Source organism: Larkinella punicea (assembly GCF_003334855.1).
GTDB classification, from domain to species: Bacteria; Bacteroidota; Bacteroidia; order Cytophagales; family Spirosomataceae; genus Larkinella; species Larkinella punicea.
Map to the genome: position 1 here is coordinate 146389 of NZ_QOWE01000016.1, position 24957 is coordinate 171345.

At 50.4% G+C, this 24957-nt stretch carries 20 protein-coding genes; 6 read left to right on the top strand and 14 right to left on the bottom strand.

Translation table 11 applies throughout. The annotated features are described in order from the left end of the window. Positions 1 to 11: 11 nt before the first annotated feature. Positions 12 to 1160, bottom strand: a complete 1149-nt coding sequence (locus DUE52_RS19610) for a TlpA disulfide reductase family protein (RefSeq protein WP_114407735.1) — start codon at positions 1158 to 1160, stop codon at positions 12 to 14. 12 nt (positions 1161 to 1172) lie between these two features. Next, complete coding sequence (gene gatB / locus DUE52_RS19615; protein WP_114407736.1) at positions 1173 to 2672, bottom strand: Asp-tRNA(Asn)/Glu-tRNA(Gln) amidotransferase subunit GatB; 1500 nt, start codon at positions 2670 to 2672, stop codon at positions 1173 to 1175. A 366-nt stretch (positions 2673 to 3038) separates the two neighbouring features. On the opposite strand from gatB, the gene DUE52_RS19620 reads away from it, so the two are divergent. After that, complete coding sequence (locus DUE52_RS19620; protein WP_114407737.1) at positions 3039 to 3464, top strand: hypothetical protein; 426 nt, start codon at positions 3039 to 3041, stop codon at positions 3462 to 3464. A gap of 47 nt (positions 3465 to 3511) precedes the next feature. Here DUE52_RS19620 and DUE52_RS19625 read toward each other — a convergent pair whose 3' ends face one another. The 3 genes from DUE52_RS19625 to DUE52_RS19635 form a co-directional block, all read right to left on the bottom strand. Continuing rightward, positions 3512 to 4348 carry a phytoene/squalene synthase family protein gene (locus DUE52_RS19625; RefSeq protein WP_114407738.1) on the bottom strand — a complete coding sequence of 279 codons (837 nt, stop codon included), beginning with the start codon at positions 4346 to 4348 and terminating at the stop codon, positions 3512 to 3514. A gap of 70 nt (positions 4349 to 4418) precedes the next feature. After that, complete coding sequence (crtID, locus tag DUE52_RS19630) at positions 4419 to 5900, bottom strand: bifunctional phytoene desaturase/3,4-desaturase (RefSeq protein WP_114407739.1); 1482 nt, start codon at positions 5898 to 5900, stop codon at positions 4419 to 4421. Between the two features lie 269 nt (positions 5901 to 6169). Next, positions 6170 to 6682 (bottom strand): RNA polymerase sigma factor, encoded by a 513-nt coding sequence (locus DUE52_RS19635; protein ID WP_114407740.1) that lies wholly within the window; start codon positions 6680 to 6682, stop codon positions 6170 to 6172. 444 nt (positions 6683 to 7126) lie between these two features. Between DUE52_RS19635 and DUE52_RS19640 the strand changes: the two genes are divergently transcribed. After that, the gene (locus DUE52_RS19640; RefSeq protein ID WP_229312231.1) at positions 7127 to 9403 is read left to right on the top strand and encodes a TonB-dependent receptor; all 2277 of its coding nucleotides are present in this window, start codon (positions 7127 to 7129) and stop codon (positions 9401 to 9403) included. Here DUE52_RS19640 and DUE52_RS19645 read toward each other — a convergent pair. Together DUE52_RS19645 and DUE52_RS19650 are read right to left on the bottom strand one after the other, a co-directional pair. Continuing rightward, positions 9400 to 10230: a Rossmann-fold NAD(P)-binding domain-containing protein gene (locus tag DUE52_RS19645; protein WP_114407741.1), complete on the bottom strand. Its 831-nt coding sequence runs from the start codon at positions 10228 to 10230 to the stop codon at positions 9400 to 9402. The two genes, DUE52_RS19640 and DUE52_RS19645, sit on opposite strands and share 4 nt — an antisense overlap. Then, positions 10227 to 11654 (bottom strand): serine hydrolase domain-containing protein, encoded by a 1428-nt coding sequence (locus tag DUE52_RS19650; RefSeq protein WP_114407742.1) that lies wholly within the window; start codon positions 11652 to 11654, stop codon positions 10227 to 10229. Before DUE52_RS19650 ends, DUE52_RS19645 begins: the two co-directional genes overlap by 4 nt. A 304-nt stretch (positions 11655 to 11958) precedes the next feature. On the opposite strand from DUE52_RS19650, the gene DUE52_RS19655 reads away from it, so the two are divergent. The 3 genes from DUE52_RS19655 to DUE52_RS19665 all read left to right on the top strand — a co-directional run bounded on the left by DUE52_RS19655 (position 11959) and on the right by DUE52_RS19665 (position 14093). Next, positions 11959 to 12705 carry a hypothetical protein gene (locus tag DUE52_RS19655; protein ID WP_114407743.1) on the top strand — a complete coding sequence of 249 codons (747 nt, stop codon included), beginning with the start codon at positions 11959 to 11961 and terminating at the stop codon, positions 12703 to 12705. 105 nt (positions 12706 to 12810) lie between these two features. Next, the gene (locus DUE52_RS19660; protein WP_133299878.1) at positions 12811 to 13593 is read left to right on the top strand and encodes a hypothetical protein; all 783 of its coding nucleotides are present in this window, start codon (positions 12811 to 12813) and stop codon (positions 13591 to 13593) included. A gap of 236 nt (positions 13594 to 13829) precedes the next feature. Next, positions 13830 to 14093, top strand: coding sequence for a DMT family transporter (locus DUE52_RS19665; RefSeq protein ID WP_445475075.1), 264 nt, complete (start codon positions 13830 to 13832; stop codon positions 14091 to 14093). Between the two features lie 87 nt (positions 14094 to 14180). Here DUE52_RS19665 and DUE52_RS19670 read toward each other — a convergent pair whose 3' ends face one another. Continuing rightward, positions 14181 to 15812 carry an amidohydrolase family protein gene (locus DUE52_RS19670; protein ID WP_114407795.1) on the bottom strand — a complete coding sequence of 544 codons (1632 nt, stop codon included), beginning with the start codon at positions 15810 to 15812 and terminating at the stop codon, positions 14181 to 14183. Positions 15813 to 16078: 266 nt separating this feature from the next. On the opposite strand from DUE52_RS19670, the gene DUE52_RS19675 reads away from it, so the two are divergent. Next, positions 16079 to 16855, top strand: a complete 777-nt coding sequence (locus DUE52_RS19675) for a hypothetical protein (RefSeq protein WP_114407746.1) — start codon at positions 16079 to 16081, stop codon at positions 16853 to 16855. A 14-nt stretch (positions 16856 to 16869) separates the two neighbouring features. Here DUE52_RS19675 and DUE52_RS19680 read toward each other — a convergent pair whose 3' ends face one another. The 6 genes from DUE52_RS19680 to DUE52_RS19705 form a co-directional block, all read right to left on the bottom strand. Then, the gene (locus DUE52_RS19680) at positions 16870 to 17460 is read right to left on the bottom strand and encodes a chemotaxis protein CheB (protein WP_114407747.1); all 591 of its coding nucleotides are present in this window, start codon (positions 17458 to 17460) and stop codon (positions 16870 to 16872) included. Then, positions 17442 to 18251 carry a CheR family methyltransferase gene (locus tag DUE52_RS19685; protein WP_114407748.1) on the bottom strand — a complete coding sequence of 270 codons (810 nt, stop codon included), beginning with the start codon at positions 18249 to 18251 and terminating at the stop codon, positions 17442 to 17444. Before DUE52_RS19685 ends, DUE52_RS19680 begins: the two co-directional genes overlap by 19 nt. A gap of 10 nt (positions 18252 to 18261) precedes the next feature. Next, positions 18262 to 18627: a response regulator gene (locus tag DUE52_RS19690; protein ID WP_114407749.1), complete on the bottom strand. Its 366-nt coding sequence runs from the start codon at positions 18625 to 18627 to the stop codon at positions 18262 to 18264. Positions 18628 to 18672: 45 nt separating this feature from the next. Beyond that, positions 18673 to 22278 (bottom strand): response regulator, encoded by a 3606-nt coding sequence (locus DUE52_RS19695; RefSeq protein WP_114407750.1) that lies wholly within the window; start codon positions 22276 to 22278, stop codon positions 18673 to 18675. Positions 22279 to 22318: 40 nt separating this feature from the next. Further along, entirely contained in the window at positions 22319 to 23890 is a 1572-nt protein-coding gene (locus DUE52_RS19700; protein WP_114407751.1) for a hybrid sensor histidine kinase/response regulator, read from the bottom strand. A gap of 189 nt (positions 23891 to 24079) precedes the next feature. Then, positions 24080 to 24796: a hypothetical protein gene (locus tag DUE52_RS19705; protein ID WP_114407752.1), complete on the bottom strand. Its 717-nt coding sequence runs from the start codon at positions 24794 to 24796 to the stop codon at positions 24080 to 24082. Between the last annotated feature and the right edge of the window lie 161 nt (positions 24797 to 24957).

A 24957-nucleotide genomic window follows, 5' to 3' on the forward strand; every position in this document is an offset into this window, starting at 1 on the left:
TAAACCGTCCGTTATTTGTCCAGAATACTTCCCAGCTTTTGTACCAGTGCCTCACCCCGCAGGTTTTTGGCGATGATTTTCCCTTCTTTATCCAGCAGATAGGTGGTGGGAATAACCTGAACCGAATACTGCTGAGCAACCGCCGAACTGCCATTTTTCTTGCCTAAAACGTTGGTCCAGACCATACCGTCGGCTTCAATGGCTTTCAGCCAGGCGTTTTTGTTGTCGTCAAGCGAGATGCTGTAAATCTCAAAGCCCTTTTCCTTGTATTTATTGTACATCCGGACCACGTTCGGGTTTTCCTGACGACAGGGACCACACCAGGACGCCCAGAAATCGATCAGCACATACTTCCCGCGCAACGAGGACAGGCTCACCACCTGACCTTTCGTGTCTTCCAGGGTGATGTCCGGTGCCATCGCTCCTTCTACCACGGCAACCTGCGTGGCCTGGGCGGCCATTTCGCTCTTGGCCATCGTCACAAAGTTGATGAAGGCTTTGGCCTGTTTACCGGTCAGATTGGCTTTCTGCATCTGGTCGGCCAGCGATTCATACAGGGGGAAATGCTCTTTCGGGTCCAGGTATTTGAGCGCAATCATGGCCACACTGGACGTTCCCATTTGCGGAATCAGCGCCTTGATGGTGTCGATGACCTGTTTGTTGGTCGCCATCACTTCCCGATCAATCGCTTCGCCTTTCTTGAGGTCGTTTTTTTCGGCAGCAGCGGCCGCCTGCTTCTGCCACTCTTTTGATTTTTTCAGCATCATGGCATCGATGGCCACGATTTTGGGATAAAAATCCATGTTAACCGAGCCTTTGACCAGAAGCTTGTCTTTATTTTTCAGATCGGCCGTCACGGTCAGGTTTTCTCCTCCTTCCACCAGCAAGCTCGTGAATTGCTCATTGGCCAGGTTCAGTTTGTAAAAACTCCCGCCGTTCATTTCGTTGCCTTTCAGCGAAAAGCTCCCGCTGGCGTCGATCTGGGTGGAGTCAATCCGCTTCGACACTTTCTCGTTCGTTTCCAAATAGGCTTTGCTACCCGGTTTGGCGTTTTGAACCGTACCTTTTACGGTAAATTCTTTCCCGGCAGTCTGGGCAAAAGCCGCCAGTGGCAGGGCTAAACCGACTAAAATGACGAATCCGATCCGATTTTTTTTCATTTTACCTGTACGTTATAACGGAGAAGACAACGATTTTTGAAGCAACTCATTGGTCAGTTTGGGATCCGCGCTGCCTTTCGATTTTTTCATCACCTCACCCACAAACAGGCCCAGCAACCCTTTCTTACCCTTTTTGTATTCTTTGACTTTATCGGGCCAGGCTGCCAGCACCTCATCTACCAACGCTTGCAACGTATCGGTATTGCTGTTTTGCACTAAATTCTGCTCCTGCGCCACTTGTTCCGGCGATTTCTCCGGGTGTTCGATCAACACCGGAAAAATCCGCTGGCTGGCGGTTGAGAAACTGACTTTCCCCGAATCGACTAACGTAATCAATTCTGCCAGTTTTTCGGCCGATAGCGGAAACTGGCCATCCCGCAGCGATTTTTCGGACAACTGGGCTTTCACCGGCCCCATAATCCAGTTGGAAACCGCCTTATAATTCGTCGTTAACTGACTCACGGCTTCAAAATAATCCGCCAGTTCTTTTACGTCGGCCAGCAGGGCCGCATCGTATTCCGGTAAACCGTAGTGATTCAGCAGCTTATCATGACGTTCTTTCGGTAGTGCGGGCATGTTGGCGCGGATTTCGGCCAGCCATTCATCCGATACCAGAACCGGACTCAAATCCGGGTCCGGAAAATACCGGTAATCGTTCATGGTTTCTTTCATCCGCATCCCGTGGGTCAGGCCGGTTGTGGCGTCGAACATGCGGGTTTCCTGAACGATGGTGCCGCCGGTTTCGATCGTTTCCACCTGCCGCCGTAACTCGGACTCAATGGCCCGCTGGACGTTGCGGATGGAGTTCATGTTTTTGATCTCGACTTTCGTACCGAACTCCTCCTCGCCCCACAACCGCACCGAAACGTTGACGTCGCAGCGCAGCGAGCCTTCTTCCATGTTGCCGTCGCAAATATCCAGATAGCGCACGAGCCGCCGGACTTCCGTCAGGTACGCAGCCGCTTCTTCCGCACTGCGGATCACGGGGTCGGTCACCATCTCGATCAGGGGCGTTCCGGCGCGGTTATAATCCAGAACCGTATGCCAGTCGCCGTCGTGAATCGATTTGCCGGCGTCTTCCTCCAAATGAATGTGATGCAGAAAAACCGTCTTTTCAACCACCTGCCCGTCAGCATCCTTGAATTTCACCGGCACTCCGCCCCCCACGCAAATCGGGGTTTTGTCCTGCGATAGCTGATAGCCTTTCGGCAGGTCGGGATAGAAGTAGTTTTTACGGGCAAAAAGATTGTAGGACGTAATCGCCGACTGACAGGCCAATCCCATCCGAACCGCCAGTTCGACGGCTTTGCGGTTGAGTTTGGGCAAGGTACCCGGATGCCCCAGCGTGATGACGCTGATGTTGGTATTGGGTTCGCTGCCAAACTGATTGGAATCGGCGGCAAAGATTTTCGTCGCCGTCAGGAGCTGGCAGTGAACTTCCAGACCAATTACCAGCTCGTAGTTGGCCAGCACCGCAGCGGATACCGTCTTTTCAGCCGTTTCAGAAACCATGAAGCTATGTTGTGGTAAGATTTATGGTTTCCAGTTTACGGTTTACGGTTTACGGTGGCTCACGCGTCCTAATCGTGCGTCAGCCACCGCAAACCGCAAACCGAATACCGTAAACCGTTACTCTGCAAAGATACGGTTTAAATCTCATTTCACTATTCAGGGGACTACTTGTAAAAAACCGCTTTTTGTTGAACAATTTCGATACAAACGATCATTATAAAAACAACTTTTTCAATCCCTATTTGGCACTAATGTATTGTATACAAATAAGTTATAAATTTATTATCGAAATATTATGAATGCCATAAAAGCAATTTGCAAATTATTGAATTGTACTTTGTCCATTTATCAAAACATAATACAACCATGAAAAGGAAAATTTACAAGCACATGAATCTAAAAAAAGCCTTGCTGATGCTGGCACTGGCGGGCGGTTTTTCCCTGAATTCGGCGCAGGCTCAAACGCTGGAAGATCTGCCCCGGACGGCGAAGGAGGATCCGGCCTTGCAGTTGGCATTTCGGGAAGTGAGTAATCTAAAGTTCCGGATTGAAGTCACCCAGCCGTTCCAGCTTCTTCACGATGCCGTCAGCGTGTTTATTCTCAGCAACGACCGGCAAATTTTATTTGCCAATACGTATTCCCACCACGCGCTGAGAATCACGACGTTTGATCTTTCTACCTTACAGGATGGAACGTATGGATTTGAAGTGCGCTCGGGCAGCAAACGGGTGACGCAGTTGTTTGATATCAAAACCAAATCAAAACGGGTGGTTCTGGCCCGGAATAACTAACGTCTGGAGTACAAAATCGGCTCAATGCAAGGCAATTGGGCCGATTTTTACTGCCCGCTCCACCGAAACCGCACGTAGGTCTGGGCCAGCAGCGCGATTTTTTTCATGTCCGGCACCCGGATGCGCTCCTCCTGGATCCGGGAAGCGGGAATTTGCTTGATTTTGTTGAACAGGGTCTGGTAGTAGGTATACGCCAGATGAACGCCCATCCGGGCTCCGCGGGGGAGGTTCAGAATACCGGCGTAGGCTTCGTCAAAATCCTGCTGAATGTCCTTCTCGATGAGCCGCTTGGCATCTTTCGTAAACTCGCTGAAATTGACACCCGGAAAATAGACCCGTCCCCGGTCGATGTAATCGTCTTTCAGGTCGCGCAGGAAATTGACCTTCTGAAAAGCCGCCCCCAGCTTGCGCGCCGGTTCTTTCAAGCGGTCGAACATCGCCAGGTCACCTTCACAGAACACCCGCAGACACATCAACCCTACCACTTCGGCCGAGCCATAAATGTATTCCTGATAGCTGTTGTCCGTGTATTGGTTAACATACAGATCCATTTCCATGCTTTTCAGAAAGGCGTCGATCAGTTCCCGGTCAATGCTATATTCCCTGACAACCCACTGAAACGAGTGTAAAATGGGATTCAGACTGATGCCGTCAGCAATGGCTTCGTAGGTATCTTTCTTGAATTTTTCCAGCAAGTACTTTTGGTCGTAGTTGTAAAACGTGTCCACGATTTCGTCGGCATACCGGACAAAACCGTAGACGGCATAAATCGGAAAATGGAATTTACGGTCCAGGGTTTTAATTCCCAACGTGAATGAGGTGCTGTAATGTTCGGTGATCAGCTTGCTGCACTCTAACGCGGTTCGATTGAATAACTCGATCATAAGGGTTCGTTGGTGGGCTGTACCTCTTCTGACAGACGCAGGAACAGCTAGTCGTTCGTATTTTTTTAAGTCAAGCTCGTTGCCCGAATTCTTTGGTGACTTCCTCTGCCACCACCAATCCGGAAATCAGCGAAGGCGGGACGCCTGGTCCCGGAACAGTCAATTGTCCCGTGTAAAACAGGTTGTTAACGCGTTTACTCTTCAATCCCGGCTTCAAAATAGCCGTCTGCCTCAGCGTGTTTGCCAGTCCGTAGGCATTGCCCCGGAAGGCATTGTAGTCGGCGATGAAATTGCTGTGGGCGTAGCTGCGTTTGAAAACGACGTGATCCCGAATGGTTTCACCCACATACGCTTCCAGCCGGTCCATCACCAGGTTGTAATAATATTCCCGCGTTTCTTCGGGGTCGTTCAGATCCGGGGCCACCGGAATCAGGATGAACAGATTCTCCATGCCCGCCGGTGCCACACCCGGGTCGGTTTTCGACGGGGCCGAAACATAAAACAGCGGTTTCGTCGGCCACTGCGGTTTTTCGTAAATTTCGTGGGCATGTAACCCAAAATCTTCATCGAAAAACAGGTTGTGGTGCTGCAAACGCGGTACCCGCCGGTCAACACCCAGGTAAAACAGCAACGACGATGGCGCCATCACCCGGCTTTTCCAATACCGGTCGTCGTAATTTTGATAGCCGGGTGTCAGCAATTTGCTGTCGACATGCTGATAATCAGCCCCGGCCACCACCACATCAGCCTCAAAAGTTCCCTGGTAGGTTTCAACTTTGTTGGCAATACCATTTGTTACACTAATTTGTTTGACCGGATGGTTCAATAAAATTTTCACGCCTTTCTCCTCGGCCAGTTTCACCATCGCCTTCACGATTTCGTGCATGCCGCCCATCGGATACCAGGTTCCCATCGTTATTTCGGCATAGTTCATCAGGCTGTACATCGCGGGCGTGTTGGCCGGCGTTGCTCCCAGAAACAAAATCGGGAATTCCATCAACTGCAAAAGCCGCTCGTTCGTGAAATATTTACGGACGTGGCTCGAAAACGATTGAAACACATCCAGCCGCATCACATCCTGCAATAACTTCAGGCTCATGAATTCCGACACCCGCCGACTCGGTTTCCAGACAAACTGATTGATCCCGACATCGTACTTATAAGCCGCCTGCTCCAGAAATTCGAGCAACCGCCGACTGGCCCCCGGCTCCATTTGTTCAAAAACCGCCTGAATATTTTCGACACCTGCGGGCAAATCGACGGCATCGTTGGCCCCAAAAACGACGGTATAGGACGGATCGAGTCGCACGAGGTTGTAATAATCCGACGTTTTTTTACCAAAACGCCCAAAATACGTTTCGAACACGTCGGGCATCCAATACCAGCTTGGCCCCATGTCGAACCTAAAACCGTCTTGCTCAAACATCCGGGCGCGACCACCCGCCTGGCTGTTTTTTTCCAGAATCGTAACATCAAACCCTTTGTCGGCCAGACTCGTAGCCGCCGACAAACCGGCAAAACCGGCTCCTATCACAATGACGCGTTTTGACATGTCTAAAAGTTTAGCTCCCAACCTATCTACTAAAGACCGGGCGGGGGTAATAAACGCAAAAAAGACGGATTGAAAAATCCGTCTCTCGCTCTAACCAAAAAAGTTAGACGGAAACCATCTAACTTTTCGGAACCTTCCTCTTTTTTAACCAAAAACTACTCAATCAAATGTCTTTTGAGATGTTAGAAGATAGACAAGAGAGTAAAGACCTGTTCTATTTACTTGATTCCTTTTGTCTTTACTCTCTTGTCTATCCTCTTTACTCTAGCTCACGCCTGATACGCGTAAACTTTTAATTTATCTTTCAGCTCTTTACGAGCGATGTGGATGCGGTTTTTAACAGTTCCGATGGGAATATCCAGACGGGCTGCAATTTCGTGGTATTTAAAACCCCGGAAATGCATCATAAACGGTGTCCGGTAGGTATCATCCAGTGCATTGACGGCCCGGTTGATGTCGTCCTGTGCAAAAGACGAATACGCGGTGTTGTCGGTGCTACTTTCCATCGAATTGATGTAGTGCAGATTGTCCGTCGTGTCGATGAACGTATTTTTCCGCACCATTCTCTGGTAGTTGGTGATGAACGTATTTTTCATGATGGTATACAACCACGCTTTCAGGTTTGTACCATCCGTATATTTATCGCGGTTCGTAAAAGCCTTCAATAGAGTGTCCTGCAATAAGTCGTTTGCATCTTCAACATCCTTCGTCAAACGCAGAGCAAATGGCTTCAGCGACTTTGAAACTTTGCCGATGTTGTAGGTAAATTCAAGTGCTGTCATGATCTATAAGTCGTTTTTTGTTGAATCAATTCTGTATATCCAGTAGACAACAATGTAACCAAATCTTACTTTTTTTTGATTGACCAGCGATCCAACAATTTAACCAACTGAAATACAGTATTTTACATATACCGAAACGAGTAAACGGGTAACCATGCCAAACGATGTCAAAGAACAAACTGTAGAAAAAACACCACAGTGTGTGGAATCGCACACCACACTTTGTTTAATCTTTCCCAAAAATAGTTAAACAAAACTTACAAACAAGGTTTTTGTCCACTTTCTCAGCATTTCATTTGAACTAGCGACCGTAGAATTAACCAGTCTGTATATTGCAACGCAGTTGCAAAAAATGTAATTTTGCAACTTGCAAGAATTTGTAACTCTCTGAAAGTGAATCGAAACCAGTATAGATACTTTCGCATAACACTTACATTTCTGTGGGTGTGCATTTTACGCCCCACTTTCGCACAGGATCCCTGCGATTGTTTTATCAAAGGCGTTGTGCTCGACCGCGAAAGCCGCCAGCCCATTCCGGGTGCGGCCGTTTTTATTAAAGAATTGCAGAAAGGAACCGTTACCGATGCCAGCGGACACTACCGGATCGAACCCTTGTGTCAGGGAACCTATACGCTGGTCAGCCGCATTCTGGGCTACCAGGAAGTCACCCAATCGGTTGTTCTGGTTCACACCTCGGAGCAAAATGTGCTGCTGACGGAAGACGATATTCACTTGCAGGATGTCAACGTAACCGCTCAACGCGCCAATGCCCTCACCAGCCAGACCATCTCACAACTGGAAGGCAAAGCCCTCGATCAGACCCGTGGCCAATCGCTGGGCGATGCGCTCCGCACCATGACGGGCGTGACCACCCTCCAAACCGGTTCGTCGATCACGAAACCGGTTATTCACGGTATGCACAGCAACCGCGTTTTGATCCTGAACAACGGCATCCGGCAGGAAGGCCAGCAGTGGGGGTCGGAACATGCGCCGGAAATCGATCCGTTCGTAGCCAATCGCCTGACCGTGATCAAGGGCGCTGCGGGCGTACGGTTTGGCTCCGATGCCATCGGAGGTGTCATTCTGGTCGAACCAGCGCCTTTGCCGACCCTCAAAACCGTTCACGGTGAACTGAATCTGGTGGGCTTTACCAACGGACGGCAAGGCGTTGCATCGCTGCAAACCGAAGGCGGTTTTGGGAAAGGCTTTGGCTGGCGGGTGCAGGGGACGCTGAAACGGGGTGGCAACGTTCGCACGCCAAATTACTTTCTGGACAATACCGGCATTTCGGAGCAAAACTTCTCCGGGTCGCTGGGATACCGCTCCACCCGGTTTCGGTCCGAAGTGTATTACAGCCGGTTTTCCACCAAACTGGGTATCTTTTCCGGTTCACACATCGGTAGCCTGACCGACTTGCAAACGGTTCTGGACAATGGCGAACCGCTGATCAAATCCGGCTTCAGCTACGCCATCCGCCGACCGAATCAGCAGATTGCGCATGATTTACTGAAATGGCGAACCGCCTGGAAACCGGCTTCCGGCGGTGACCTGAGCCTGACGCTGGCCCGGCAGTTCGACGACCGGAAGGAATATGATTTGCACCGCCCCAGAAACGATTCCGTGGCGGCTTTGAACCGCCCCGAACTGCGGTTCCGGCTCACGACCTACACCGGCGATCTCGTTTTTGAACACAAACCCGTTGCCAATAAACTGACGGGGAGCCTGGGCGTCAGCGGTTTTTACCAGTACAACATCATGAACGGGCGGCCGCTGATTCCGAACTTCCGGACTTACAACGCCGGGCTTTTCTGGATTGAGAAACTGAAAGTCAACCGCTGGGAGTACGAAGCCGGGCTGCGTTACGATTACCGGCACATGCAGGTGTTCCGCTATGAAAAACAGGTGCTGGAAAAACCGCTATTTGTGTTTCAGAATTTTTCGGGAACGCTGGGCGCGACGTATTCCCTGTCCGACCAGTGGACCACCCGTTTCAACGCCGGAACCTCCTGGCGCGCGCCCAACGTGAGCGAATTGTTCAGCGACGGGGTTCACCACGGCGCAGCCGCTTACGAACTGGGCGACCGTACACTCCAGCCCGAGGTAGCCTACAACCTGAATTTGAGTACGGAATACACCGGCAAAAAAGTACAGGCCGAGGTCGGTTTTTTCTACAATACCGTTCGGAATTACATCTATCTGAAACCGCAGGCCGAACCCATTTTGACCATTCGGGGCGCATTTCCATCCTTTAAATATACCCAAACCGACGCGCTTTATGCCGGGCTGGACGCCAGCGTTCAGGCGGTTTTGTTGCCCAAACTGAGCGGAACTTCCAAGTTGTCGTTGCTGTATGTGCAGGATTTGGCGCTCGATCAACCGATTGTGATGACACCGCCCAACCGCTGGGAAAACGGGCTGCGGTATGATGTGGGCAAGTGGAACAAATTGCAGGAGTTTTTTGTGGGCATCGGAAATTTGTGGGTCGCGCGGCAAAACCGCGTCCCGGAAAACAGTGATTTTCTGCCTCCTCCCCCTGCCTATTCGCTCTGGAACCTGACCGCCGGTTTTGCGCTCCCGGTGTCGGCCCATCATCAGATTGATGTAGGCTTCACCCTGACGAATCTGTTCAATACCGTGTACCGCGATTACCTCAACCGGTTTCGGTATTACGCCGATGATCCGGGCCGGAATGCGTCGGTGCGGTTAAAATGGAAATTTTAAGGAGCATAATAAAACGCCAGCGGATCAGGATATTGAAAAGAATATCCTATTGTCTTGATCAACTTTTCCGGACTGATGATTTTAAACGGTGACGGTTCCGACGGTTCTGCAAAGGTCGGGGTTTCGTAGCCAAAATCGTCGCAGTTTTTCCGGTATACCGCTTCGCGCGTCGGGTGTTCGGGCGCAACCACGCTGAAGGTTTGGCCCGGCTGCGGATGGTTGACCAAAGCCCGGATCACGCCAATGCCATCATCGCGGTGAATGTAATTGACGGGAACCGAGCCCGTTGTCAGGTCTTTTTTCCCGGCCACATAACGCCCCGGAATACGGTTATAGCCCAGCAATCCGCCAAATCGCAAAACCGTTGAATTTTCCAACCCCAGAATGAGTTGCTCGGCTTCGACAAAAGCCGGAGCCACAGCTTGATCAGGCGTTACAACGTCGTTCTCCACCACTTCGCGGTTCAGATCCGGGTAAACGGAGGTCGAACTTACATAAATTGTATACGGTATTTTCGCCCCCGACTGGCGCAAGGCATTGACCACCGCCTGAATCTGTTGCGGATGAAACCCATCGCCCAGTTTGCCAGCTTTGGGCGGAATGTTAATAATCAGCACATCGGCTTCCAGAAAATCCGCCAGATCGTCGCCCGCCGGTTCCGGATTGAAATGTAATTCGTAGGGTTTGATCCCCACTTTCCAGAAACCCGGCAGTTTATCTTTGGACGTCGTACTGCCTTTCACGATGTAGCCCTCATTCAGAAACGGCTCGGCCAGTGGAAAACCCAGCCAGCCACAGCCTAAAATACTAATGGTTTCGACGCTCATTTGGTGTTTTGTTCAGCGAGGTTGAGAAATCCGGCGGTGAGTTCTTCGATGGGTGTCTGGCTGTTGGTCAGCAGAATCACGGCGGTTTGGCGCGACGGGTTGAAGGCGACGTACGTCACAAAACCGCCCGTTCCGCCCTGGTGCCAGAACCACGGGCGAGACGTTTCGGTTCGCCGATGCCAACCCAAACCGAGGGTCGTGGCTCCGTTTACAAAGGTCGTTTCCTGCGTTTTTTTCATCGCTTCCGTGATCTTTTTGGGTCCTTTGCCCAACTCCGCTTTTACGAATTGAAACAAGTCGTTAACCGACGAGCGAATGCCGCCCGCGCCTACCAGTGCCTGAAACTCCCAGGATGAAGCCGGGTTTCCTTTCCCATCATTCCCCTGCGCGAATACTTTTTTGTCGGCCTCGCTCAGCGTAATCACGGTATGCGCCATGCCCAGCGGTTTGGCAATCCGCTCCTGAATCAACGCTTCATACGATTTCTTGTTCACCGTTTCCAGAATCGTGCCCAGCAGCCCGACCGCCAGATTGGAATAGTCGTATTCTTTGCCCGGCTGACGCAATAAGGCAGCGGTTTTGAGATAAGTATACAGCAATTTCCGGTCGTAGTGTTTGTAGGGGTTGGTCACATCCGTCGCCGTCGAAAACAAATTGGACGGAAGCCGGGGCAAACCGGAGGTGTGGTTAGACAAGGTTTTGAGCGTCACCGGAACCCCATCTTTCTGCAAAGCCGGAATCGAGTCGGGCAGGTATTTATTGACCGGATCATTCAATTTGACCAGTCCGCGCTGAACGGCATCAGCCAGAAGCGTCGCTGTGAAGGTTTTGCTGATCGAGCCAATTTCAAAAAGCGTGTTGGCATCCGGAATTCGACCGTTGCCTTTGGCAGTTTCGCCGTAGCCGTAGGTAAACAGGCTATCGTTTCGCAGAATGCCAAGGCTCAGGCCGACGGTATTTTGTTTTTTGATATACGCCTGGGCCACCGCATCGACCTGCTTATCAAAAGCCGTCCGCAACGGATTGCTGGTTAAAACCGGCGCGGTTTTGTCGGCGACATCGGCTTCGTAGGGCTTGAAAAGGAAGGTATAAATTTTGCCGACTTTATCCCGGCTGATGTAGAAGTCGATTAAACCGTTGTCGAAAACCGCTTTGTACCGCGCAACGCCATCTTTAACGCTTCTTCGCTCCGCAGATTGCCACTGGCCCAGTTGCGCTTTCAACCCCTGCGAAATCTGGGTAAACTGGGTGGCCGAAATCTGGACGTGAAACGCTTCCCCCATCAGGGCATACAGCGAGTCGGGTTGCTGGGCATTCAAATACCGCTTGGAACGCTCCGTCAGCGAGTCGAGGGGGACGGTTTCGGGCGTTTGCGCCACCGCCGACCAGGTAACCAAAAGGAGAAGAAGGATACTGTATTTCATAGCAAGAGGACGTGGAATCACCAAAAATAGCACATCCGGGCGATAACGCTGGAATAGGGCTGGGAATGAATTCGTTAAACGAAAGTCAATAGTAGCCAAAATGCTATTTTAACGACATTCGAGACGCATTTTGAATCAAAACAATTAGCTATACAAAAGCTAATAAGCGGAAGAATCATCTTTATTTTAAGAAAAATATTTGCTTTTTATGGTATGAAAACTATATTCACAAACAAATCTATCTTAGTAGCCTATTATACTAATCTTTATAAGTTTATAAACCCACCGTAACGATTTATTAATTATGAAAGAGGAAGTGGCGCTAATACCGGGCATTTACAACTATTGCGATTCTTGGTGTGAACGTTGCCCGTTTACGAAACGGTGTCAGAATTTTGCGTTACAATATCCCGACGGACTGAAGCAGCCGAACATGGACGCGGAAACGCTGGTGAAACGGCTCATGGAAACGCTGGAACTGACCAAATCCTACGTTGACAAAGCCCGTCAGCAACGGCTGTTGCCCGAACACCGGGCCGTTGAACAGGAAACCAAAGCCGTTACATTCCAGACGGAAGGATCGGTTCGGAATCCGCTAACGGCCTTGTGTGACGAGTACCTGCGCCAGACGGCGGAATGGCTGAAGCAGGAAAAAGATCTGCTCGAACAAGCCGGTCACCAACAAGCCTTTGAAACGAATCTGGGCTTGCGGACGGAGGCCGAAGTAACGTTGCTACTGAAAACGCTGAAAGATGCCTGGGAAACCCTCAAATGGTACCGAACGCTGATTCCGGTCAAAGTGGTTTCGGCTTTGCAGATCAATAACGGGATGACGCCGGATGCGGTTCTGAGGGCCTATTTCAACGGAAAAGCGAAACTGGTGTTGGTCAGCATCGACTACTCGCTGAAGGCCTGGCACACCCTGCTGGAAAATTATCCCGAAAAAACCGATGATGTGCTGGACATGCTGATTCTGCTGGATCGCATCCGGCGGCAAATGGAAACCACCTTCCCGGAAGCCCGGCATTTCCGGCGACCGGGGCTGGATTAACCGGTTAATCATTCCGGCTTCACAACCCGCCGAATGTCGCACTTGTACAATACCGGCACCGGGCAGACTGCTACTTTTGACTCGTCCATAAACTTCTGTATGACGATGAAAAAGCTGGTATTTCTGTTCTTCCTGGGTGTTCTGAGTGCTTTAATAGCCGACGAGCCGGTTAGCAAACTCAATGGTGCTTACCGCCAAACAACGTATAAATTCGGAAAAATGACCGACTGGCGCACCCGCGACTCGGTCACGGTGATCAAGGTTTTTAAAGACGGTTACTGGTTTTCGGGCTGGTATGATGACAAACGGCAGGGACGAAAGGCGTTCGATGGCGTCGGCGGAGGTACGTATGCGTTGAAAAACGGCAAATATCTGGAGAAAATCGCCTATTACTCTTGGGATTCAACCGCCGTGGGCAGCGTGCTGGCGATGGATTATCAGGTTGATTCAAAGGCGTTTAAACAAACCGGCTTTCTGAACTCTGAAAAATATAAAAACTACGAAGTCAGTGAAATCGACGAACGAATAACCCCCAAAGAACCCCTGAAAAATAACGGACTGGAAGGCGTTTGGCTCATGCAGGAAGGAACCTGGGGCAAAACCCGCCTGGGAGAAGGACCGTATAAAGGCATCAGCGTCGTGAAGATTTTCAGTTATCCCCTGGTCGTGTATGCCTATTATAATCCAAAAACCGGCCAGTTTAACGGGGCAGGTGCCGGAACGTACCAGTACGATGGGAAGGTTTTGACCGAAACCAATGAATTTTTCTCCTGGGATCAGAGCCAGAAGGGCGTGAAAAACGAATTCAAGGTTACGAAGCAAGGCGAAACCTACCAGCAGGAAGGCTGGAAAGGCACGCTGCGGGAAGTATTCGCCCGAGCGAAGTAACCGATTCAGGGTGCGCCGGAACGCCCTAGTGATGATTGCAGGGAAGTAGGCCCCACTTTGAATAGAAAGTACTACTTTTGCCGTGTCTTTTAAGGCGTGCTTTTAAGATAATAGAGGACGACCTCACCATTGTGGGAAACGGATTCGGGACGGCCCGGTTTATAAACAAAGGTTAAAGTATGTCCTGGATTTATTTAGTTTTCGCTGGGCTGTTAGAGGTCGTTTGGGCCTACTCCATGAAACAGTCGGATGGTTTTACCCGCCTTATTCCATCCTTCATTACCATCGTTGCCATGATTGCCAGTTTTGGTTTGTTGGCCTTAGCAATGCGAACGTTACCACTGGGAACGGCCTACACCATCTGGACAGGCATTGGGGCCGTTGGCGCATTCATTCTTGGAATAGCCTTTCTGGGTGAACAGGTGAGCGTTACGCGCATCGTAGCCGCCGTGTTGATTGTGGCCGGACTCGTTCTGATGAAACTGTCTTCGGGCCACTAAGAACTGAAAACCAGCCAGATACCAAGCGACTGTCCTGGGTCTGGCTGGAAATAAAATTCAAACGGAGACACGACCCCAATTCCCGGCTTATTCCTGCGGTTTTCCGCCCGATAACTTGCCCGCTTTCGGAGCCACACCGGGCTGCGTGATTTCGAAGTTTTCTTTCACTTTGGCATCGGCCACGATCTTTTTCACATCGTCCAGCAGTTTTTTAGCGTCGTAGACAATTCCGTCTTTCACGGTGTATTTCACCCCGCCGACCCGCGTCACTTCATTTTTGTCGTTCAGGTGAATCGCACCGGTACCGTACAGAACCTTCAGGTTAGCCAGCGGATTTTCTTCGGTAATCACGAAATCAGCCAGCTTGCCGACTTCCACGGAACCAATCTGATCGGCCATCCCGAGTGCTTCAGCGCCTTTCAGCGTGGCCGCCCGGATGACTTCGAGCGGGTGAAAACCGGCTTCGCGCAGCAGTTCCAGTTCGCGGATGTAGGCAAACCCGTAGAGCTGGTAAATGAACCCGGAATCGGAACCCGCCGTAACGCGGCCACCCCGGTTTTTATATTCGTTTATAAACGCCATCCAGAGCTGGTAGTTGCGTTTCCAGGTTACCTCCTGCTCCGTTCCCCAGTTGTGCCAGTAGGAACCGTGCGAAATCCGGCTGGGGCCGTAAAACCGCCAGAGGGCCGGGAGTGTATATTCGTCGTGCCATTCGGCCCGGCGGGCCAGCATCAGTTCGCGGTTGGCTTCGTAGATGTTGAACGTCGGGTCGATGGTGAAATCGAGCGCAATCAGTTCGTCCATCACCTTGTTCCACTTTTCCGTTCCGGGTTTAGCAGCTTGTTGCCAGAGTTTGCCGGCTTCCTCGAAGCGGTTTTGTTCGTTGTTGTAATTGTAATCAGCGGGATAGCTCTGAATGGTCTTGTCTTCAAACAGCGCTTCGGGCAATCCATACCAGTGTTCCATCGACGTCAGACCGGCTTTGGCCGTCGCCAGGGCGTTCATCCGGGCCACTTCCAGTTGGGCGTGGTGGCAGGCCGAGCGCAGGCCCAGTTTTTTGTTTTCTTCCAGAGCCGCCTTGAACACTTCCGGTTCAGCCCCAAAAAACTTGATGCCATCGGCTCCTTTTTTAGCGTTCTCGCGCACCCAGGCGCGGGCTTGTTCCGGCGTCGAAATGATTTCTTTGGCTCCCATGCCAAACGACGTATAGGCTTTGATGCGCGGGGCCGTAATTTCGTTGCGCTCGCTTTTGCCCCGATGGTCGAGCACCCAGTCGAGGCCGTTGCCCGCCGACGGGTCGCGAATGGTGGTGATGCCGTGGCCGAGCCACAGCTTGAAAACGTATTCGGAGGGCGTTCCCTGCGCCTTGCCGCCAATGTGGCCGTGCATATCGACAAAACCGGGCATCAAATACATGCCTTCGCAATTCAGTTCTTTGTCGCCCGCACCGGCCTGCGGACGTCGGGCCGCGTCGATCGGAACACCGGGATAGCCGACCTGCCGGATCTGGGTGATGCGGTTTTTCTCCACCACAATGTCGACCGGACCCATCGGGGGCGCACCGGTGCTGTTGATGAGCGTAACGCCCCGGATGATGAGTCGTTTGTGGGGGCCATCGCCTTCGTTGCGGGCGGGGGCATTGGTGACCTGGGCCTGTAGGCGGGAAAGGGAAACGAGGACGACGACGAACGTGAACAGTCGGGTAAAAACGCGGTTCATACCGTAAGGATGGGGTTGATGAATCAGCAGAGTAAGCAAGATACAGAGTTTGTTGGTACATTTGATTTTCGGAAACACGGTTTTCGCCGTCAACCGGAAAAAGCTGTGATTCAGATAAATATTGAAAGATAAAGTACAAATTATTCCGGATCAGATGCCCCAAAGGCAAACAACTCACCGTAGGCGACGTTTTACAAAAAACCATTTTCCGATCCTTCACCGGCCCGACGATTTGGCCCCGGTAATCGGATGACTGTTACGCTCTTATGAAAAAAAATCTTTTTAGCTGCGTGTTGCTCCTCACACTCGCAGCCTGCTCGTCCGACAACAGCAAGGAAGCGGACCCCACCACGGCGAAAGCCGAACCGCTTTACACGCTGATTTTCCTCGACAAGTCCGTCAGCGTCAATGCCAACAAAGCCTTTGTGTCCCAGAAATACCAGGGTGCGGTCAACGAGATCATCGAGCAAAACATCCGCAACAAGGGCGATAAACTCGACGTCTATTTCATCCACGAAAACACCTCGAAAGCCCGCGCGTTGTCGGTGACCGCCCGCTCCGAAATGGAGGACGTCAGCAGTGCCAACGCCACCGACCGCGAAGCCGCCCAAACCAGTTTCGATTTGTCGCTGGGCCGCGAAAAAGCCGCCATCCGCCAGCGCGTTTTGCAGCAACTGGCCGCACCGAACGCGTCGTCGTCGAACAAAGAAACCGACATTTGGGCCAGTTTGCCCGTAATTGCCAAAGCCAACGAGAGCGGTGCCACCGTCAAAGTGTATTACCTCAGCGACATGGTCGAGAGCGTATACAGTGCCGGACGACGGGATTTTCACAAAACGCCCCCCAAAGACAATGCGCAGGCAGATAGCTGGGCCAAAGCTGATGCCGAACAATTGAAACGCTACACGATTGGAAGTCCGGAGGTGTCGATGGTTCTGCCGTTTGCGCCGAATGCGTCGGTGAAAGAAAACAATCCGGCCGTGACGCAGTATTGGCAAACGTTGTTTCAGGAATTGGGCGCGGGCAACGTGGAAGAACAATGAAAACCGGTTTTCGCTTAGTTGACCCGGCTGAGCGAATTGATAAAAACCGCCATCTCTTCGACATCCAACACCCGGTCGATGGGGGCATTCTGGATGGCGTGCTGGGGCATAAAAGCGGCCTGAGCGGTTTCCGGTTTTTGGGCAATAAGGACTCCTCCCCTCGCTTTAATGAGATTCAATCCGGCGGTGCCGTCGGCGTTGGCACCTGAAAGAAGAATCCCGACCAGCGAAGAACCGTAGACATCGGCGGCCGATTCAAACGTCACATCCAGCGAGGGACGGCTGTAGTTTACCTTCTCGGAATCATCAAGCGAAAACACTTCGTCTTTTTCAATCAAAAGATGATAATCCGCCGGCGCCAGGTAGATGGTGCCGGGAACCACCGGATCTTTGTCTTCGACTTCTTGTACCCGAATTGTTGTTCGGGAAGACAACAGATCGGCCAGCGACGAATCCGTCGAATTCTTGCGGTGCAGAACGATCATAATAACCAACGACAAGGGAGACGATAAGGCAGGAAGTAGTTTTAACAACACTTCGATGCTCCCGGCCGAACCGCCGATAACGACGGCTTTACAGGCATTGATCAGCTTATTTTCCGCCATATTTTTTCTTTATTCAACTGCCGGTATTTTGCTTTAATCGATGAGAAATTCAACGTTTCTTTCGAGCCTAACGCCAGATAACCAAGCGTTCCGATGCTTTCGTCAAACAGGTTTAAGGTGCGCTCCTGCAACTGTTTATCAAAGTAGATCAATACGTTGCGGCAGAGAATGAGATCGAACTCATTAAAAGACCGGTCAGAGACTAAATTGTGCGTCGAAAAGATCATTTTCTCGGCTAATGATTCGTCAAATTTAACCTGCCCGTATTGCGCGGTATAATACGCCGAAAAGTCGTTTTTTCCGCCCGATTCGATGTAATTTTCGGAGTACTGTTTCATTTGAACCAACGGAAAAACCCCTCGGCGCGCTTTTTCAAGAACCTGCGGGTTTAAATCCGTCGCATACAGCAGGGATTTGTGGAGCAAATTGGCTTCTTTCAACACAATCGCCATCGAAAACACTTCTTCCCCGGTCGAACAGCCCGCGTGCCAGATCCGGATGAACGGTTTGGCCGCCAGGGTCGGTATGATTTCCGTTCGCAGTGCCTTATAAAACAGCGGGTCCCGGAACATTTCAGTAACTGTTACCGTCAACCCTTCAATCACCCGTTTCAGGTAACCCGGATCGGACTTCAGGCGGTATCGAAACTCGGCAAAACTGGGGAATTTATCCAGCAGAAATAACCGGCTAATCCGGCGTTTCAACGATGCCCGCGCATAGTTGGTGAAGTCATAACCGTATACTTCAAACAGATCATTCAACACCAGATCAATATCAGCCTCCTCAATCATCCTCCAGTGATTAAACACGTGACAGCAGTTGCAACAACCGATCGACATCCACCGGTTTCGAAATATAATCCGTGGCACCGGCCCGCAGGCATTTTTCCCGATCGCCAACCATGGCCTGCGCCGTCACCGAAAAAATGGGTGTTTTGGCTCTCTTTTCGATGTTTTTGATGCGCGGAATGGCTTCATAGCCGTCCATTTCCGGCATCATCATATCGATCAGAATCACGTCCACCTCTTCGTCGGTTTTCAGGAGGTCGAGGGCATCCTGTGCGTTCGTACACGAAATACAATCGAAGGCTTTCGCCCGTAACGTAGCGCTCAGGGCAAAAATATTCCGTGAATCGTCATCAATGATCAATACCCTTTTTTTACTCATGATCTCCTTTTTATTGAATTCTGTTCATCCCGTGAATGGCCCGTTTCAGGAACGCTCGTAGAGCCAGACCCGCAACAGAGACATCAGTTGGTCGATGTCCACCGGCTTGGTGATGTAATCGGATGCCCCCGCCTGAATACACTTTTCCCGGTCGCCGGTCATGGCTTTGGCCGTCACGGCAATAACCGGCAGGTTCTTCCACTGGTAGTTCTCCCGGATTTTTTTAGCGGTTTCATAACCGTCCATCTGCGGCATCATCATATCCAATAAAACGACATCGATCGCCGGGTATTCCTGTAATTTCTGAAACGCTTCTTTTCCATCCAGCGCCGTGATGACGTTCATTTTATAATTCTCCAGGGCCTTCGAAAGCGAGAAGATATTCCGCACGTCGTCGTCGGCAATCAGTACGGTTTTGTTGGCAAGAACCTGACTCAAAGCACCCAGTTTTTTATAATCGCTGTGTACCGAATCTGTTTTTTTCGTGTCTTCTACCAGATGCAGAAAAAGCGATACCTCATCCAGCATCCGCTGGTACGAATGGGCGGTTTTTATAATAATAGAGTCGGCGTATTTTTTGATTTTTAATTCCTCGGCTAATGACAGACTTTTGCCGGTAAAGATGATGATCGGCAGATTTTCCAAACCCGGATTTTTCTTGGCTTCTTCCAGCGTTTCATAGGCTTTTACATCCGGAATGCCCATATCCAGAATCACGCAGTCAATTTCGTCGATCTGCAAGGCATTGACGCCTTCAGACACGTTGCTTCTCAATTCCGAATGGATGTTAAAGGTCTCCAGAAAGTAGGCCAGGGCCTTGGCGTGTCGTGGATTATCTTCAATAATCAGCACCTTTTTACTCGTCCGGTTCAATACGTATTCAATCTTTTTAAATACTTCATGCATTTGCTCAAACGCCACCGGTTTATCCACAAAATCGACGGCACCTTTCAGCAAGCTTTCGTTCTTTAATTTGTGCGACGACATGATGTGAACCGGAATGTGCCGGGTTTGCGGATCGGCTTTCAGCGCATCCATTACCTGCCAGCCGCTCATGATGGGCAACTGAATATCCAGCAAAATACCGAGCGGTTTGTAGATACCCGCCAGTTTCAGTCCTTCGTCCCCCCGAACAGCCACGATGCCTTTGTACCCTTTCCGGCGGGAATAATCGAGCAGCGATCTGGCAAAGTTCGTGTCGTCTTCCACAATCAGAATGGTTTTATCCCGCTCCGTAATGGTATTCCGGTCGTCGGGAATGCTTTCTGGAATGGTGGTACTGAGGTATTTGTTCGCCGGCTCGGCTTCTTTAACCGGCATCGGCTCCGGGCTGCGGGTTACATACGGGGCTGGACTTCCCGAAATCGCATCCGACGGTTTGCCTGTCAGGGGAATATTCACGGTGAACTCACTCCCCTCATTCACTTTACTGGAAAGTACAATTTCGCCACCCAGCAGTTTTGCCAGTTCGCGGCTGATGGACAGGCCCAAACCGGTTCCGCCGTACTTTCGTTTGGTGGAGCCATCGGCTTGCTGAAACGCTTCAAAAATAAGCTGCTGTTTTTCGGGCGGAATCCCAATCCCGGTGTCTTTCACCACAAAACTGAGCGTCGAATCCGTCGGAGTCAATCGTTTTACAGTCAGTGTGATACCGCCTTTTGAGGTAAACTTGAGCGCATTGGAAATCAGGTTTTTCAGAATCTGCCCCAGTCGCATTTTATCGGTTTCAATGACCGAAGGCACATTTTTCTCAACGGTAATGGTAAAGTCCAGGCCCTTCTCTTTCGCCAGCGGAGCAAACAGCGCCTGAAGCTCATCGGTTATTTCAGGAATCGAAACGTCCAGGTATTCGAGCTTCATCTGACCGGCTTCGATCTTGGAAAGATCCAGAATTTCGTCGATCAGCCCCAGCAAGCCGTTGCCAGACGACTGAATCACTTTGGCGTAGTCGATCTGGTCGTCCGACAGATTTTCCTCGTTGTTCTCGGCCAATAACCGGCTCAGGAGCAGAATCGAGTTGAGGGGCGTCCGGAGTTCGTGCGACATATTGGCCAGAAACTCCGACTTATACCGCGTCGTCAGCTCCAGTTCTTCGGCTTTCCGCTGGATTTCTTCATTCTTTTCTTCCAGCAGGAAGCTCCGTTCTTCCAGTTCGGCGTTGGTTTGCTGCAATTCTTCCTGCTGCACCCGCAATTCCTCTTCCGAAGCCTGAAGCTTCAGCGATTGCGCTTCCAGTTCCGCGTTGACGTTTTCCAGTTCATTGTGCTGGGCCTGCAATTCCTCCGACTGGGCCTGCGTTTCTTCCAGGAAGTTCTGCAACTTCGCGTAATCCAGCGCGGCATTGACCCCGATGGCGATGGTTTCCAGATTGGCTTCTAGAAACTCGACCTCCAACGTATCCGGTTTTTTCAACAGCCCGATCTCGATCACGCCAATACACCGGTACGCATACACCAGCGGAACGATGACCAGGGCGACGGGGGGCGTGTTTCCCAGCGACGAATTGACGCTGATATACTGCGGTGGAAGATCGTGAATAATCACCGGTTTTTGGCTTTTAATCACCTCGCCGATCAGCCCTTCCCCAATCCTGACGCTAGCCGGTGCCTGGGTTGCCGCATAGGTTCCGGCCAGTTTAAAGCTGGAATCATCATCAATAATGTAGACTGTACCAATGGGTGCGTTGATGTAGCTGGTCAGCGTGGCAATTAGGTTGTTCGCCAGTTTTTCCAGATCGCGCTCGCCCCGGATGGCTTCATTGAGTTGAACCGTTCCGGCTTGTAGCCAGTTTCTATTTTTTAAATCCGTAAACGTTGTTTCCAGCGACTCGGCCATCTTATTGAGCGCTTTGGCAATTTGGCCCAGTTCATCGTCCTGGTTATCCTGGCTCCGGGCCGCATAATTTCCGTCGGCAATGTCGGAGGTAATGTCTTCCATGACAGAAATCCGCTCGGCGGTTTCCCGGTATTTTTCTTCAGCCCGTATCTGTTGGGCAATGCGGGTATCCAGATCCCTTTTTATGCGGATATACGCACTGGCCGTAATCAGGATAGAGACCAAGGCGGCCACGACGAGTAAGTATGGCGTGTAGGTAATGTAAATTTGCTGTTGCTCCAGGCGCTCGTTGAGCAGGTTGTTTTCATCCGTTTTTATCCGGTTAACCAGAGCACGGAGATCGTCCATTATTTTTTTCCCCCGAACCATTTCCGCATGACGCGAAACCGTATCACTGATAAATCCTTTGTTCCGGCGACTTATTTCAATAACCCGGCGCATCTGGACGAATTTAGCATCATATAACGCCTTGGTTTCCAATAAACTTTTTTGCTGCGCCGGATTATCACGGGTCAGATCCCGTATTGTATTATAACTTATTTCGACTTTTTCGTATGCCCCGTTATAGGGCGTTAAAAACGTAGGATCACGGGTTAACAGATAGCCCCGCTGACCGGTTTCTGCATCTTTCACATACGAAATAATGTTCTCGGACTCGATCAGGATCTGATTGGTGTGATTAACTAATTTGGAATTGCTGATCAATTTCTGGGTACTATAAAACGACGCCACCAGGCTGATCAGCAGCAAGAATATGGAGATCGAAAAGACAATCTGTAATTGTCGGATGACGGAATTGGAGAGGGTTTGCGGCATAGGTATGCTCTTGAAAATCGCTTATGGTTGACGTGTTGCCTTATTCGTTAACCTGATGGACGGGCAGAATCAGAATAAACTGGCTTCCTTCATTGACCCGGCTTCGGGCCGTAATGAGTCCATTGTGTTTATCCATATTTTTCTTGGCAATGGCCAGGCCAATACCGGTGCCCTCGTAGCTGGCCCGGTCGGTTAATCGCTGAAAAATCACAAAAATGCGATCCATAAATTTTTCATCAAAACCTATTCCATTGTCAATCACCACAATGCGGCAAAAATTACCATCAGGTGACGGTTTGCTATCAATTTCTTTTTCTTCGATCAATTCCGCACGAATGTGAATGACCGGAGCGATTTCTTTCTTGGAAAACTTCAGCGCATTGCTGATCAGATTTTGAAAAACTTGCCGAATCCGCCCCGGAATGGTATCCAGAACCGGCAGCGGATCGACCGTAATGACGGCCTTGCTTCGGCTGATAACGTCCTCAAAATCGGCCAGGATTTCTTTCAGTAAACTGTTCAGGTCCGTCGGTTGAAACAGAGCGGGTGTCGATAATTGAGAATACGACAGCAAATCATTGATCAATGTAGACATCCGCGCCGACGAATTAATGGAGCGGTCGAGGTAAGCCGTTGCTTCAACATTACCGGTTAAATATTTTTCTTTAATCAGATCGTTCAGAATCTGTATTTTCCGAAGCGGTTCTTTTAAATCATGCGAAACAACCCACGTAAATTGCTGCAATTCGTGGTTGCTTCTTTCCAGTTCCAGATTTTTAATCAGCAGTTCTTTCGTTCGCGCTTCTACTTTTTGCTCGAGTAAATCGGCGGCCAGTTTCTGCGGGTGAATATCCGTAAACGTGCCGACCCAGCGTACCAGTATTCCCTGCTGTTTGATAGGTAATATGCGCAGCAAGTGGTAGCGATACTCGCCCGTTGTCAACTCTTTCAGGCGGATTTCACGCGTGAATTCAATCCCATTTTTAAGATAGTTTTCCCACTCCTTACAAACGTCATCGTCGGCGTGGGTTTGCGGAAACGTCGTTGAATCGACAGAATAGCGAAACCAGTGCTCGTTGACGTATTCGATCCGGCCATCCGGTGCAATCGTGAACGCCATTTGCGGCAGTGAAGCCAAAACGGATTGCAGTTCCTGCATACGCCCGGCAATTTCTTCCTGCGCCTGCTTTCGGACTTCGATTTCTTTCTGTAACGATTTGTGGGTTTCTTTTAACTCCTGCTGTTGCTTATAGAGCCGATGCAGGGTTTTTACTTTTAAGACCAGAATATCCGGATCAACCGGTTTGGTTAAATAATCGACACCGCCGGAGGTATAGCCTTTGGTAATGAACTTTTTCTCGGTATTGACCGCCGAAAGAAAGATAATGGAGGTATCTCTCGCTTTGCTAAAGCCGGCAATGGCGTTGGCCACTTCAAACCCATCCATTCCGGGCATTTGAACGTCCAGAATGATAACGGCATAGTTGGTCTTCAGCACTTTTTTCAGTGCTTCCTCACCCGATTCGGCCGAATCGACCGAAAAGCTGTGCAACTCAAGAATTTTCTTTAAGGGTAAAATATTTTCCGGCCTGTCATCAACAATTAAAATCATACACCATGCAGGTTTTCAGGCAACAAAAAGGCCGTTCACGTGTTTCCGTTTCCTCTTAAATGGAAACGTGAAGATAGGGTGTCAGGACGGGTGCATCCAAATCTGGCGATGGGCAGTAGATAAATAAATCGGTATTTCGATTCTTTATCCACCCCCACCGCCAGATTATGCGTTCGGTTTGCCCGCCGGTCAGAGATCGTCCGTTAAAGTGGCCCCGTTCAGGTTTTCCACCTTCCCTTCGTCGCCGATACTCATGAATTCGGTATTGCCACTGAAGAAGTTTAGTTTGAATAGTCCGAGTGCAATGACCCCGGTTTTACCGCTGATGTTCAGCCCCAGTTCCTTCGTTGTTTTCATACTAAAACCGACGGAAGCGCTGCCGACATTGAAGGTTTTTAACGCATTGCCTTCCGCACCAATCGTCACTTCCGTTCCGCCTTCGACGGTTGAGAGAATCAGGGGATTTTGCGCAACGAACACCTGGAACACAACTTTGAACTTGTTCCGCCAGTCGTCGGCTTTTTTGAGTTGCTTCGCAACCTGATTCACGTTTTCGATCACCGAGACCGTGATGATGGGCGCTTTGACCAGGAAGGATTTGTCCTGGTGAAATTTGTAGGTAACATTCGCTTGAAGCTCGCCCTGCGGATTCAGGTTGATGGCGGCTCCCGTGCTGGCATCGACTACGGTGGTGTTATCCGACACAAAACTCAGGGTGGCTTCCGGCCCGGTTCCCTCCGTGAAAGTGACATCGAAATCATCCTGGATATTGCCTAATTTCTGGAATACCCCGTCTGAAATCAGGCCATAATCACCGAGCTTGTACGGTGTTGTAATTGGCACCCAGGCGGCATGTACATTAAGCTGCCGCTCAATAATGGATTCGAATTGTGCTGCAAGTCCCATGTCTCTTTTTGGTTAAGGATTTGATTGGTAAAGGCTGGTAAGTATACGGTTTTTAAAATCGTATTCACCAATCAATCAGGAGGTTTTGACTGAACGGTTAAGCCTGAAGAGAGCCTTCCAACGCCGGTCTTTCTTCTGCCGAACAATGTCGCAATTTTACA

Excerpts from the sequence above, each read along its gene's own strand:
- DUE52_RS19610 (WP_114407735.1), bottom strand. The coding sequence starts at position 1,160 with ATGAAAAAAAATCGGATCGGATTCGTCATTTTAGTCGGTTTAGCCCTG.
- gatB (WP_114407736.1), bottom strand. The coding sequence starts at position 2,672 with ATGGTTTCTGAAACGGCTGAAAAGACGGTATCCGCTGCGGTGCTGGCC.
- DUE52_RS19620 (WP_114407737.1), top strand. The coding sequence starts at position 3,039 with ATGAAAAGGAAAATTTACAAGCACATGAATCTAAAAAAAGCCTTGCTG.
- DUE52_RS19625 (WP_114407738.1), bottom strand. The coding sequence starts at position 4,348 with ATGATCGAGTTATTCAATCGAACCGCGTTAGAGTGCAGCAAGCTGATC.
- crtID (WP_114407739.1), bottom strand. The coding sequence starts at position 5,900 with ATGTCAAAACGCGTCATTGTGATAGGAGCCGGTTTTGCCGGTTTGTCG.
- DUE52_RS19635 (WP_114407740.1), bottom strand. The coding sequence starts at position 6,682 with ATGACAGCACTTGAATTTACCTACAACATCGGCAAAGTTTCAAAGTCG.
- DUE52_RS19645 (WP_114407741.1), bottom strand. The coding sequence starts at position 10,230 with ATGAGCGTCGAAACCATTAGTATTTTAGGCTGTGGCTGGCTGGGTTTT.
- DUE52_RS19650 (WP_114407742.1), bottom strand. The coding sequence starts at position 11,654 with ATGAAATACAGTATCCTTCTTCTCCTTTTGGTTACCTGGTCGGCGGTG.
- DUE52_RS19655 (WP_114407743.1), top strand. The coding sequence starts at position 11,959 with ATGAAAGAGGAAGTGGCGCTAATACCGGGCATTTACAACTATTGCGAT.
- DUE52_RS19660 (WP_133299878.1), top strand. The coding sequence starts at position 12,811 with ATGAAAAAGCTGGTATTTCTGTTCTTCCTGGGTGTTCTGAGTGCTTTA.
- DUE52_RS19665 (WP_445475075.1), top strand. The coding sequence starts at position 13,830 with ATGAAACAGTCGGATGGTTTTACCCGCCTTATTCCATCCTTCATTACC.
- DUE52_RS19670 (WP_114407795.1), bottom strand. The coding sequence starts at position 15,812 with ATGAACCGCGTTTTTACCCGACTGTTCACGTTCGTCGTCGTCCTCGTT.
- DUE52_RS19675 (WP_114407746.1), top strand. The coding sequence starts at position 16,079 with ATGAAAAAAAATCTTTTTAGCTGCGTGTTGCTCCTCACACTCGCAGCC.
- DUE52_RS19680 (WP_114407747.1), bottom strand. The coding sequence starts at position 17,460 with ATGGCGGAAAATAAGCTGATCAATGCCTGTAAAGCCGTCGTTATCGGC.
- DUE52_RS19685 (WP_114407748.1), bottom strand. The coding sequence starts at position 18,251 with ATGATTGAGGAGGCTGATATTGATCTGGTGTTGAATGATCTGTTTGAA.
- DUE52_RS19690 (WP_114407749.1), bottom strand. The coding sequence starts at position 18,627 with ATGAGTAAAAAAAGGGTATTGATCATTGATGACGATTCACGGAATATT.
- DUE52_RS19695 (WP_114407750.1), bottom strand. The coding sequence starts at position 22,278 with ATGCCGCAAACCCTCTCCAATTCCGTCATCCGACAATTACAGATTGTC.
- DUE52_RS19700 (WP_114407751.1), bottom strand. The coding sequence starts at position 23,890 with ATGATTTTAATTGTTGATGACAGGCCGGAAAATATTTTACCCTTAAAG.
- DUE52_RS19705 (WP_114407752.1), bottom strand. The coding sequence starts at position 24,796 with ATGGGACTTGCAGCACAATTCGAATCCATTATTGAGCGGCAGCTTAAT.